Here is an 11,687-nt window from a genome sequence, read left to right on the forward strand (position 1 = left end):
GCGCACCTCGCCCGCCGGACCGGCAGACTCCCGCGGAGCGGGCGCCTGCCGATGCCGACGGGGGTCAGCCTGCGGTTCCGGCAGGGATCTCGCCGGGGCTGTCGACGACTCCGCGCTTCACGACTGCTTCGATGCCGTACAGCGTTTCAGCGGTGCCGCCCGTGCCCTTCTTCGCGGTCATGTAGGACCGCGAGCCGAGATAGGCGAGGGTCCGCTTGTTGAAGATCCACTCGTCCCGGGTGGAGGAGCCCGGGTCCTTGCGGGTGATGCCGATGCCGTGACGGCCTGCCGCGTCCACCGTGTCGTGGACCACGGTGACCCCGGGGATCTTCTCGACGACCTTGTACAAGGCCGAGGCGGTGGCCGGAGGCATGATCGTCGAGCGCAGCAGCTCGCCTACGTTCCTGAAAACCGTCTCGTCCTGCGAGAGGCTTCCCCATGGCTCGGTCTGCGCGTAGAGCTGTGAACGCAGGGCTTCCGGATCTGCGGGGAGTGAGGCCAGCCACTTGTAAGTGGGGTGGTCCAGGCCGACGTGCACGGGCGTGGAGCTGACGACGGGAATGCGCTGGCCTGGCATCACAGCGTCCTTCCCCGACGCGCGGAGCCAGCCTGTCCTGGTCGTAGGGCCGGGGCCCTGGACGGTCCAGGTCTCGTTCTTGTGCGGCGCCCCGAGCCGGACCGGTCCGTTCAAAGCGCCCGTGTTCTCGCGGACCAAGCTCTCGGAGTACACGAGCTGGTCGTCTTCCACCGGCTTGACGTCTCGTGACATGGCGGCGGCGGCGATCCGGTCGAGGGTGGCCGACGCGCGGTTGTCCTTGGCCGACTGCCCGGCAGCAGAGCTGGGCTGCCCCGGAGTGGAGGCGCCGTCGCCTCCGGATGCGGTGACGACCAGCACCCCGGTCAGTGCAGCCGCCACAGGCAGGATCATCGCCGGACGGAGTATGCGGTGGCCGGCATGTGCTGTCGACGTCCGGGTGCCGGCGATCCGGTCCTGGTAGATCTGTTGCATCAGAACTTCCTTGTAGTGGAGATGACGGCTCGGCGAGAGGTCCCAAGGAGCCGAGGTCGCCAGCAGTTCTTCCGCCTCAGTCCCGGCGAGGCCTGTGAGGTTCGGGTTGTCGGCGTTCATCGGGTTTCCTCCTGCAGAAAGAGCGCCACGAAAGCGGGCTCGCTCTTTACCTCTCCGTCAGTGCCGTCCGGTTCCACTCGTCCGTCACGCACAGGCGCGGCACTCAGCCTGGCCAGCCGGTTGCGTGCGCGCGAAAGCCTCGAGCGCACGGTGCCGACCGGGATGTTCAGGGCCTCGGCGGCTTGCTGGTAGTCCAGGCCGGCCGCCACGCACAGGGCGATGACTTCTCTGTCCTGGCGCCGAAGTTGCCGCAGGGTGTCGTGGACGACGGCCAGGCGGCGGGCATCATCGATCCGGCCCGCCGTCTCGTCCGCGAAATCCTCGACGGGGCGGGGCTCTGGGCTGCGCGCAAGGAAGGCCAGCTTCCGCCGCAGCCCGCGGTTGGCGTTGTGCGCCTTGTGTGTGGCGATGCCGAACAGCCACGGAGTGAGGGAGCCGCCCTCCGGCTCCACCGTCTCCCGCACGCGCCACGCGGTGAGGAAGGTATCGGACATGACGTCCTCCGCCTCCGACCAGCTACCGGTCAGCCGCAACGCATGGTTGTAGACAGCACGCGCGTTTTCCTCGTAAAGGTCGGCGAACGCCGCGGGGTCCCCCGCACGTACCCGTTCACGCGTCACCTCCGCTGGTTCTATGTACGTCACATCTACTACTCTCCGAAGCCCAGGCCGAGTTCCTGTGGCCGTCATCACATGGCTGCCAGGAGCGGCAACGAGTGAGTGGAAAACGCGCACACTGCGCGCGTACGGACAGCACTCAGCACCCCCCAGGGGCCGTATCACGGCTGAGGAGTACCGCCATAGGCCGCAGCAAGATACCCCACTAGACGACCGCCCGCCTTCCTGCGCCGCGGCACAGTCAGGGAACTCCTCGTATTGCAATCAGGCCCCCTGAAGCCTCTGCTCCCGCCATTGAGCCAGTCCGAGCGGGACCGAGCACCCAAGCTTTTCGCCAAGGCATTGGGTCTCTCCGCGTGCTGTCCTGGTAGCAGTGCCGCGCGCCGGACACCGACAACTGCACCCGGCTGCAGGTCCATGCGAAGACAGGAGCCGCCATGTCCACGTACCGAGCTTTCGAGGCCACTGGCGCCCGCAATCTGCGGTTGGTGGAGCGTCCGGTCACCGAGCCTGCACCGGGACAGGTGCGTGTGCGGGTCGAGGCCTGCGGGGTCTGCCACACGGACGTCCTGGCGGTGGAGGGGCTGCGTGAAGATCCTTCACGTCCCGTCGTCCCGGGGCACGAGATCGTCGGGTTCATCGAAGCGGTCGGGGCCGGCGTCACCGCATGGCAGGCCGGCGAGCGGGTCGGTGTCGGCTTTCTGAACGGGCACTGCGGGGAGTGCGAACCGTGCCGCCGCGGCGATTTCGTCAACTGCCGCCGCCAGGAGCAGACCGGTACCACAATCGACGGTGGATACGCCGAGGTCACTCACGCACGCGCCAGCGGGCTGGTGCGCATCCCCGAGGGCATCTCCGCCATTGACGCCGCTCCCCTGCTCTGCGCCGGCTTGACCACCTACACCGCGCTTCAGCAGAGCGGGATCAGGCCCGGAGCCCTGGTCGCCGTCCAGGGCATCGGCGGCCTGGGCCACCTTGCCCTGCAGTACGCGCGCAGCCTCGGCTACCGTGTCGCGGCCATCGCCCGCGGCAGGGAGAAGGCGCCCTACGCCCGGCAGTTGGGTGCGGCCATCTACATCGACAGCGCCGACGCCGACCCCGGAGAGGAACTTGCGGCACTCGGCGGCGCATCCGTCATCGTCGCCACCGCTTCCAGCGGTGCGGCGATGAACCCGCTGGTCCGCGGTCTCGCTCCGAACGGCAAACTCGTCGTGGTCGGTGCAGCGCCCGACCCGCTGACGATCGCCACCACTGATCTCATCTTCGGGACGCGTTCCGTCATCGGCAGCTTGACGGGGTCTTCGATCCAGAACGAGGACAACCTCGACTTCAGCCTGGCGCACGACATCCGCGCCAGCGTCGAGGTCATGCCCTTCACCCAGGCACTCGAAGCCTACGAGCGGATGCTCTCAGGACAGGCCCGCTTCCGCGTGGTCCTCGACACGACAGCAGCCTGACACGGAGCAACGTCGAGATGCCTGCACAACGGCACCGGCATCAAACGAAGATGCCGCGCGGCAGCGTCATCGACACGAGCCACTGGGGACGGCAGGCTCAGGAGCGGTCGCGAGCGCCCTTCTCCCTATCGGTGCCCCAGGGGCGATGTGCGCTTTGACGGCACACTTTTTCAGGGTGACTCGGCGGCCGGGTGAACGCAAAACGGCAGCGGCGTACGCCGCTGCGAAGCCGAGGGTCCGACACTTATTGCCTCACCGCGTGGCCCGCCACCGGCCCGGATCGAACTCCGCGAGGAGTGAGGTCGTCCGCACAGGCGGGGAGGCTCTGTGCGGACGACCACCATCCCGCCGTTATGACACCCCGGTCAGACAAACTGTCGGCGGAACTCCCTCACTCAGGACAACGGGGCGCCGGCCATGGAAGGTTCATGACCCGCACTCAGCAGAGTCGCAGCCGCTTTGGGCAAAAAGGTGGCGGTACGGCGGGTGGATCACCTCGGAGGTGCGGGGGCCGTTCAAGGGCGGGCCGGCCGGGCACCCTGCTGTGGTGAGGCCGAGTCGTCACTTCGGCCTCACTCACCCCTTTCTCGTCGCGGGTCCTGCGCACGCTGGTCAGCCGGTGTGCAGGGCGGTGTATTCGGTGGTCAGTTCGTTCGCCATGCGTGTCACGGAGAACCGCTCGGCGACCAGTTCCCTGCCCGCCGCCGCGTACCGGCGACGGTCGTCGGCGGAGGTGGCGGCGATCCGCCGTAGGGCCCGCATCAGGCCCGCCTGGCCGGATGTGTCCATCAGGAGGCCGTTGACCTGGTCGCGGAGGTAGTGCGCGACTCCCCCACGGCGGGGGCCGGCGACGGGAAGGCCGGCGTCCATCGCCTCCAGGACCGCTATCCCGAACTCCTCCTTCACGCTCGGGCAGACGTACCAGCAGCAGGCGTCGGCCGTACGTTGTGCCAGGGCGCGCTGCAGCCGGCGTACCTCGGTGTTCGGCAGAGCCGGCAGCAGCGCCAGGCGGCGCGCGGCCTGCGGGTACGGGGCGAGGAGGGTGTCGATGCGGGCGCGGATGCCGTCCTCGACGGCGGTGCCGGTGCCGGGGCTGCCGCCGATCAGGACCAGGGTGGTGGTGCGGTGGGCGCCCGTCGCCAGCCAGGACCGGACCAGAAGGTCCTGCTGCTTGACCGGGTGCAGCCGGCCCACGCACAGCAGCACGGGAAGTCCGCCGTCCCCGGGGTCGAGGGCGTCGGGGCGTGTCCCGTCCCGGTAGAGCCGCTGCAGCGCCTCGCGCCGCAGGTCGTCCTCGTCGGGTGCGGGCCGGTAGGGGGCGATGCCCTCGGGCGGGGCGCTGGGTCCGCGTCCGTCGTTGAGCCGGGCGAGGCCGGGAAAGTGGCGGACGAGTTCACGGGTGCCGCCGCGTGCGGGGATGCCGACGACCCTGTCCGCGCGCTCGACGAGCCGGTCGGCCACAAAGACCCGGTGCAGATCGTGCCGCAGGGCGTCCGCTGCGGTGGGGTCGGCGGGATCGCTCGCGGCGTGGCGTTCGGCAAGTCCGCGGTGCGGGTCGGGTGTGGCCGTGAAGACCAGCGCGGCGCCCAGGCGCTCGGCGGCGTCGGCGAGGGCCAGGCTGCCGTCGTCGGCGTATCTGACGTGCAGGACGTCCAGGGGCCGCGGCAGGGCGCCGAGCAGGCGGAGCGCCCACCAGGTGAGTGCGGGGCGGTGGCGGTGCATCTCCGCTTGAGCCGGGGTTGAGGGGGCGTCCACGGGGAGCCGCAGGACCCAGTGGCCGGGGGCGCGTTCGTGGGCGAGCCGGTCGTCGACGGCGAGGTCCTGGTGCCCGGCGGTCACGACGGTGATGACGCCGGATATCCCCTCGGTCGCGGCCAACTGGTCGCCGAGCCCGCCCAGCAGCACCGCCAGGCCACCGCTCATCCCCTGCCCCGGGGTGTCCAGGCCGCCCAGCAGCATGCTCTGGGCGACCAGCCGGCCCGCGGGCCCTTGCCTTGTTGGGCCGAACGCGGGTGCCGGGGGCGCCAGCAGGAGCCGTTCGTAGGCGTCCCCTGCCTGGGAAGGACGGGGCAGATGGGCGGGTCCGCCGGGGAGTTGACGCAGGTAGCGCCAGGCGCAGTGGCGTACGGCCCGGTGCGGCGTGGTGTGCGCGAGTGACGCGCTCTCGGCCGGGGTGAGGGGATGCAGGCCGGCGGCCACCGCGAGGTCCAGCAGGTGGCCGGCGGCTGGTCCGTCGCGGGACTCGCCGAGCAGCGCGGCGCGCAGTACCTCCTCGGCGTGCCGGGGGCCGTGCCAGCGAACGGTCTGCGGCCACAGCTCCGTCAGCACGGCCATGAGGCGGGGGTCGTCCTCCTGGTGGGCGAGCAGGGCCTGCGGTGTCAGTGGTACGCCCAGCCGGGCGGCGCGGCGCAGTCCCGCCACGGTCTTGTCGCGACGGTCCGTCCCGGGTTCCTCGCCGGGTGGAGCGGCTCGCGGCCGCAGTCCGTACTCGGCTTCCAGCAGTCTCGCCAGTTCACTCTGCGTGTCCGGAAGGCGTCTGTCGTGTCGTGGCTCGGAGAGGTGTGCGGTCCAGCCGGAGCCGTTGAAGAACGCGGTGCGGGCGGCCACCAGGGGGTCGCGGGTTTCGTGGCCCGTTCCTGCCGGCCGTGCGGGGTCGTAAGCGGCCGAGGAGGGTGCGAAAACGATGCCGGCCACGGGGGTCTCCTGTCTCAGGGACGGTGCTGACCTCTGTGGTTCGGGGGGTGTCGGCCTTCTGGATGCACCTGCCTGCGGTGCTGGTTGCCACACCGTCCGACCTGCCCGAACGTGGCTACGATGCGCTGGCCCGGGTCTGCTGGACAGCGGGCGGAAGATGCCTTGACCGAGGGGTTCGCATGCCGCGTGTCGTTGTCGTCAGTCCCCCGTTCATGTCCCACGCGCGACCGCTGTCAGTTCTGGCCGGGGCTCTGCGCCGGCGCGGTGCGCAGGTGTACTTCGCCTGCGCTCCGGCGTTCGAGGACCTGGCGCGGGAGGCCGGGGTGGGCTTCGAGGCGCTGACCGTGACGCGCAACGCCAACACCGGGGTGGCCGAGGCGACCGAGCAGGATGCCCGGGAGGCGGCCCGGCTGGCGGAGTTCCTGGACGCCACCAGGGAGGGCGCCGTGGCGGCGCTGCTGGCCCAGGCCCGCCATCGGCGGGCTGACATGCTGGCCGACCCGGACGGGGTGCTCGAGGCGCTGCGCTCGGCCGACCGGCGGCTGCGCCCCGACTGGTACGTCGTGGACCAGCTCAGCTACCCGGTCACCCTGGCCCTGCACTGCCTGGGCGTGCCCTACGCGACGTTCTGCCCCGGACACCCCAGCTATGTGCTGTCCGGCCCCGACGCCTACTTCGGCGTCCCCTACGCCTGGCCCGACGCACTGCACCCCGCCTTGGAGCAGCTGCGAGAACTGACGGATGCGGCCCGGCACAACGACGAGGCCTTCACCGCCCTGTTCGCGGCCTTCACCCGGCGGCACGCGCCCTCCCGGCCGGCTCCGGGCCGGGCCTTCGCCCTCAGCTCGCCGCACGCCGTCGTCTACGCCTATCCGGCGTTCGGCTGGCTGCCGACTCCTGCGCCGGGCCCGGTGCGCCTGTTCGCCGGGCACATGGCCGCAGTCCCGGACCCCCTCGACGCACCGTGGCAGGCGCGCCTGAAAATGCTGCGGTCGCGCGGCGAGAGGCTCGTCCTCGTCGCGCTCGGTACGTTCCTGTCCGCGCGTGATGACGTCCTGCGCACCGTCGTCACGGGGCTGCTCGACGGCATGCCGGAGGTGTCGGTCGTCGTCGCGGCCGGAGAACGGGCCGCCGCGCTGGCCGATCTGGCGGACGAACGGGCCGTGGTGGTGCCGTCGGTGCCCCAGCGCGCGCTGCTGGAGCAGGTGGACGCGATGGTGCACCACGGGGGCAGCAACTCCTTCACCGAATGCCTGCGAGCGGGCGTGCCCGCGGTGGTGCTGCCGTTCTCCAGCGACCAGTTCTCCGTGGCCCGGGACGCGGAGCGCGCCGGTGCCGGTGTGGTGCTCGACCCGAACACGCTGTCGCCGGACGACGTCCCTGCGGCGCTCAGGACGCTGTGGCGGACCGCTGGCCCGCGTATGCCCGAACTGGCTGCGGCGGTACGGCGGCGGGGACCCGGGTGGGCGGCCGAAGAGCTGCTGGCCGCCATGGACCGGCGCAAGCCGGCGCACTGATCCCGGCGCCGCCGAAGGCAGGCCGAACGCGCCACACCAACTCCCGCCGGCATCGCCGCAACAGCACGCGACGCACCGTACGCGCAGCTAGCGGGCTCAACGCCTCCGCGGGCCAGGCGTGATGGGACGGAGGGCCGTATGCGAGAGGTCTCCTCGGCAGGTCCGCCCTAGCGCACCACTTCGAGCGCCGCGCCGCTGCCGGGACGCACAAGTGTCGCCCCTTCGCAGAGCGCCCGCACGATCACGTCCACTGCCTCCGCGACGGGCAATCCCTGCGGCAGCGGGGGCGCTTGGCCCACGACGGCGCGCCCGGCGAAGCCCGTGTCCATGTGGGGCAGGTTGACCTCCAGCACGCTCACGCCCCGGCGTCGCTGCTCGCGGCGGACCGCCGTCAGCCAGGTGGCCAGCGCGGCCTTGGCGGCGGCGTAGTCCGCCATCCGGGCCGGTGCCGCCTCGGCGACGATCCCGGTGACGGCCGCGAGGACGCCGCCCTCGGGCAGCCGGTCCCCGGCGGCCCGCAGGAACGCCATGGGGGCCAGCGCGTTTACCGCCATCAGGTGTTCGGACACCGCGTCGTCCACCTCCCCGGCCGGGCCGAAGGCCGCGATTCCGACGCAGACGACGACGCCGTCCAGGCCGCCCAGTTCCGCCACCGACCAGTCGACGGTCTTCGCACAGGAGTCGGCGTCCCAGGCGTCGAAGGTGCGGGCGGGAGCGTCCTCGCAGGCCGCCGAGACACGGGTGAGGGCCTCGCGGTCACGTCCGGCCAGTGCCGTGCGGGCACCAAGGGCGTGCAGCCGCACGGCGAGCGCCGCCCCGATCTCCCCGGTGGCACCCGGCACCAGAATCCGTGCGCCTTGTAGGTCCATGCCCTGCCTCGCGTTCCGCGCCGATGACCTGCACTACATGTCTGTTCGTCCATCGGCCGTCGGCCGGATGCAGACGCGGGCACACCGTGTCCTCTTGGGACTGTGGCGGGGTCGCAGGGGTGGTGTGATCAGAAGTCAGAGATCCCGGGATCGTCCGCATTCGACGTCGGCCCCTGTGGTCCACGCCGGGCGGGTGGGGCCTGCCGCAGGCGCTGTGTACGGACGCGGCGCGCGTACTCCACCGTCACCGCTGCCGGGACACCCGCCAGGTGGAGGGAGGCCCCCACCGGGAGCACCCCCGCCCACAGCGTCGGGGAGACGTACGCGGTGCCGGACGTGCCGTCCACCAACCTCGCACGGACCGGGTGCGGGCGGACATCGCCCTCGACGGTCACGTTGAACGACGCGTTGTCGTCGTCTGAGGTGAAAGTGCCCGTGCAGGACGTCGAGGTTCCCGCGTTGGCGACGGTGTTGTCGTGGGTCCGGCAGTGGGTTTCGGTCACGGTTCCGGGCTCCCCCCACAACGCCGCCCGCAGCTCTGCGGTGAAGTTCGTCAGCACGAGGTAGGCCAGAAGCAGCCCGATCAGGCAGGCCAGCGCCAGCCACCACGCGGGTCCGTCATGCTCCGGTTGCCCATCGCGAACGTCCGCACCCATCCCCCACCCCCGTGGTCGCCGACGGACACCATGGTGACCGCTCCGCAGCACGCACGGAAGCGTTCTGTGAACGTGTGCCTGCAGGAGGCCGCTGCAGGGAGACGGTCACTGCAGCGCTTCGATGGCCCGGCCGACGAGGGCGCGGGGGATTTTGCCCCTCTATCTGAGGTTTCCGACTCTGTACGCCTATGTTTCATCCAGTGCGACGGCGGCTGTGTCAACAAAGGGCCTGATCAGCCGTATATAGCAGCGCAGGACCTCCTGGAACTCCCGGCGGTTCTCACCGCTGGCGTTCTCGGCCGTGGCCGCCAGAGCGGTGCCGAGTGTGCCTGACATGATCAGCAGGTTTGACGCTGCCACTTGAACTGCGGAAGGCCCTTCCAGGTCGATCAGGGTCACTGCCCGGCGTAGTCGCTGATGCCGGTCGCGGTGAGCGGTCAAGGCAGCGTCGTATTCGGTAGTTGAGAGACCGTTGACTCCTCGGAGTCCGTCAGCGACGGCCTGGGCACGCTCAATGAGATCCAGGTATGCGGCCCGCCGGGTCTGCCGGACACCTTCGCGGCGCTGAGCGGCGGACGCGTCATTGACCTGGATCCGAGCAGCATGGGCGTTGCCTCTGCTGGTGAGCCAACTCGCCAATGAGCTGGCCGTGATCGCCGTGACGCTGGTGAGGGCGGCGACGAGCAGCGAGTTGTCAGGCACGTCGAGGAGTCTTTCCAAGAAGACCTGCGCTAGCCGTCGATTCCGTCACCCATACCCGTTTGTCCAGGTACGCACTGACGCCGGCCTCACGGCCTCGGGGTAGTCCAGTGGCTACAGCGATCTGTGCCAGCGCTGAGCTGTGCGAACGCTCTTTTCGCCTCGGTGGAGTGTCAGGCGGGAACGACGGGCGTCCCTCATACGGCACCGGGTCGGGAGCGGGCCGGTCGCCGTAATAGACCTCGTCCGCGAGGCCGAAATTCGTCGGTCAGCACAGCCGTGCCGCAGGGAACCTCGCGTGCAGGCGGCCACGCAACGGCGCAATTACAATGAATCATGGACGATTGATTCATAAGGCGACAAAGCGGCAATGCGGCCGAAGGAGATACCGGTGAACCACGCGTCCGAATCACGTCTGCCCGCCCTGGGGACGCACCTTACCTACGCTCCCGCCCCGAGCCGCGCCGAGACGCGGGAGCAGCTCTCCAAGGCAACGTACGACCTTCTCGTCATCGGCGGCGGCATCCTGGGCATCTCGACCGCCTGGCACGCCGCGCAGTCCGGGCTGCGGGTGGCTCTTGTCGACGCCGGCGACTTCGCCGGTGCCACGTCCTCCGCCTCCTCCAAGCTCCTGCACGGCGGTCTGCGCTACCTGCAGACCGGCGCGGTGAAGCTGGTGGCGGAGAACCACTTCGAGCGCCGTGCGGTCTCGCGCCAGGTGGCTCCCCACCTGGCGAACCCGCTGACCTTCTACCTCCCCGTGTACAAGGGCGGCCCGCACGGCGCCGCGAAGCTCGGCGCGGGCGTGTTCGCGTACTCGGCGCTGTCAGCCTTCGGCGACGGCGTCGGACGCCTGCTCTCCCCCGCCAAGGCCCAGCAGGACGTCCCGGAGCTGCGCACCGAGAACCTGAAGGCCGTCGCCGTGTACGGCGACGACCAGATGAACGACGCCCGGCTCGCCCTCATGACCCTGCGGGCCGCCGTCGAGTCCGGCGCCGTCGTCCTGAACTACGCCGAGGTCACCGGCCTGCGCTTCACGAGCGGTCGGGTGACGGGGGCAGAACTCAGAGATCAACGCTCGGGGGACGAGTTCGGGGTGGATGCCCGCCTGGTGCTCAACGCGACCGGCCCGTGGGTGGACCACCTGCGCCGGATGGAGGACCCGAACGCGGCGCCGTCCATCCGCCTGTCGAAGGGCGCGCACCTGGTCCTCAAGCGCACCTCCCCCTGGAAGGCCGCGCTCGCCACCCCGATCGACAAGTACCGCATCACCTTCGCCCTCCCCTGGGAGGACATGCTGCTGCTCGGCACGACCGACGAGGAGTACGAGGGCGACCCCGGCGAGGTCGCGGTCACCGAGAAGGACATAGCCCAGATCCTGGACGAGGCCGCGCTGTCCGTGCGGGACCGACAGCTGTCCAGGGACCTGATCACGTACGCCTATGCAGGCCTGCGGGTGCTGCCGGGCGGTCCCGGCGACACCTCGAAGGCCAAGCGCGAGACGGTCGTCACGGAGGGCCGCGGCGGCATGCTGTCCGTCGCGGGCGGCAAGTGGACCACCTTCCGCCACATCGGCCGCACCGTGCTCACGAAACTGGAGACACTGCCCGGCCACCCGCTCGGCGAGAACATCGAGCCGATCAAGGAGCTGCCGAAGAAGCTGCCGCTCCCCGGCATCGCGAACCCGCGCGCCGTCGCCCACCGCCTGCTCATCGACCATCCGGCTCCGGGCCCGCGCATGGCCGCGGACACCGCCCGGCACCTGGCCACCCACTACGGCTCGCTGGCCTTCGACATCGCCCGCCTGGCGAACGAGGACCCGGCGCTCGGCGAGCGCGTCCACCCCGACGCCCCGGAGATCTGGGCCCAGGTCGTCTACGCCCGGGACAACGAGTGGGCCCAGACGGCGGACGACGTCCTGCGCCGCCGCACGACGCTGACGATCCGCGGGCTCGCCACGGACGAGATCCGCCGCAAGGTGGAGGACCTGCTGCGAGCCGAGTAGCCGCGCCCGGCCCCGATACGGGCAGCGCGGCTACCCGTATCGGC

The 11,687-nt window shown here is 70.7% G+C and carries 9 protein-coding genes; 3 read left to right on the forward strand and 6 right to left on the reverse strand.

Annotated elements, in window-relative coordinates; all coding sequences use genetic code 11:
* Nucleotides 1-64: 64 nt before the first annotated feature.
* Nucleotides 65-1,129, reverse strand: a complete 1,065-nt coding sequence (locus tag ACFYQQ_RS28905; protein ID WP_355791623.1) for a CU044_5270 family protein — start codon at nt 1,127-1,129, stop codon at nt 65-67.
* A complete protein-coding gene (locus tag ACFYQQ_RS28910; protein ID WP_356240182.1) occupies nt 1,126-1,773 on the reverse strand; it encodes an RNA polymerase sigma factor in 648 nt (215 codons plus the stop codon). Before ACFYQQ_RS28910 ends, ACFYQQ_RS28905 begins: the two co-directional genes overlap by 4 nt.
* 461 nt (nt 1,774-2,234) lie before the next feature.
* On the opposite strand from ACFYQQ_RS28910, the gene ACFYQQ_RS28915 reads away from it, so the two are divergent.
* Complete coding sequence (locus ACFYQQ_RS28915) at nt 2,235-3,203, forward strand: alcohol dehydrogenase catalytic domain-containing protein (protein ID WP_388905582.1); 969 nt, start codon at nt 2,235-2,237, stop codon at nt 3,201-3,203.
* Nucleotides 3,204-3,815: 612 nt separating this feature from the next.
* On the opposite strand, the gene ACFYQQ_RS28920 is transcribed toward ACFYQQ_RS28915, so the two are convergent.
* A complete protein-coding gene (locus tag ACFYQQ_RS28920) occupies nt 3,816-5,897 on the reverse strand; it encodes a glycosyltransferase family 4 protein (protein ID WP_355790372.1) in 2,082 nt (693 codons plus the stop codon).
* A 179-nt stretch (nt 5,898-6,076) separates the two neighbouring features.
* Between ACFYQQ_RS28920 and ACFYQQ_RS28925 the strand changes: the two genes are divergently transcribed.
* Nucleotides 6,077-7,414 (forward strand): glycosyltransferase, encoded by a 1,338-nt coding sequence (locus ACFYQQ_RS28925; RefSeq protein ID WP_355793655.1) that lies wholly within the window; start codon nt 6,077-6,079, stop codon nt 7,412-7,414.
* A gap of 167 nt (nt 7,415-7,581) precedes the next feature.
* On the opposite strand, the gene ACFYQQ_RS28930 is transcribed toward ACFYQQ_RS28925, so the two are convergent.
* From ACFYQQ_RS28930 to ACFYQQ_RS28940, 3 genes are all read right to left on the reverse strand, one after another.
* Nucleotides 7,582-8,283 (reverse strand): SDR family oxidoreductase, encoded by a 702-nt coding sequence (locus ACFYQQ_RS28930; protein WP_355793653.1) that lies wholly within the window; start codon nt 8,281-8,283, stop codon nt 7,582-7,584.
* Between the two features lie 128 nt (nt 8,284-8,411).
* The gene (locus ACFYQQ_RS28935; protein WP_355793651.1) at nt 8,412-8,939 is read right to left on the reverse strand and encodes a hypothetical protein; all 528 of its coding nucleotides are present in this window, start codon (nt 8,937-8,939) and stop codon (nt 8,412-8,414) included.
* 186 nt (nt 8,940-9,125) lie between these two features.
* Nucleotides 9,126-9,641 (reverse strand): hypothetical protein, encoded by a 516-nt coding sequence (locus ACFYQQ_RS28940; RefSeq protein ID WP_355795441.1) that lies wholly within the window; start codon nt 9,639-9,641, stop codon nt 9,126-9,128.
* Between the two features lie 388 nt (nt 9,642-10,029).
* On the opposite strand from ACFYQQ_RS28940, the gene ACFYQQ_RS28945 reads away from it, so the two are divergent.
* The gene (locus ACFYQQ_RS28945) at nt 10,030-11,643 is read left to right on the forward strand and encodes an FAD-dependent oxidoreductase (RefSeq protein WP_388905588.1); all 1,614 of its coding nucleotides are present in this window, start codon (nt 10,030-10,032) and stop codon (nt 11,641-11,643) included.
* The last annotated feature ends 44 nt before the right edge of the window (nt 11,644-11,687 follow it).

Source organism: Streptomyces sp. NPDC005496 (genome assembly GCF_042872045.1).
GTDB lineage: Bacteria > Actinomycetota > Actinomycetes > Streptomycetales > Streptomycetaceae > Streptomyces.

What these genes read in the sequence shown, in the direction of transcription:
- ACFYQQ_RS28930 (WP_355793653.1), bottom strand. Translation starts at nt 8,283, where the DNA reads ATGGACCTACAAGGCGCACGGATTCTGGTGCCGGGTGCCACCGGGGAG.
- ACFYQQ_RS28905 (WP_355791623.1), bottom strand. Translation starts at nt 1,129, where the DNA reads ATGAACGCCGACAACCCGAACCTCACAGGCCTCGCCGGGACTGAGGCG.
- ACFYQQ_RS28925 (WP_355793655.1), top strand. Translation starts at nt 6,077, where the DNA reads ATGCCGCGTGTCGTTGTCGTCAGTCCCCCGTTCATGTCCCACGCGCGA.
- ACFYQQ_RS28935 (WP_355793651.1), bottom strand. Translation starts at nt 8,939, where the DNA reads ATGGGTGCGGACGTTCGCGATGGGCAACCGGAGCATGACGGACCCGCG.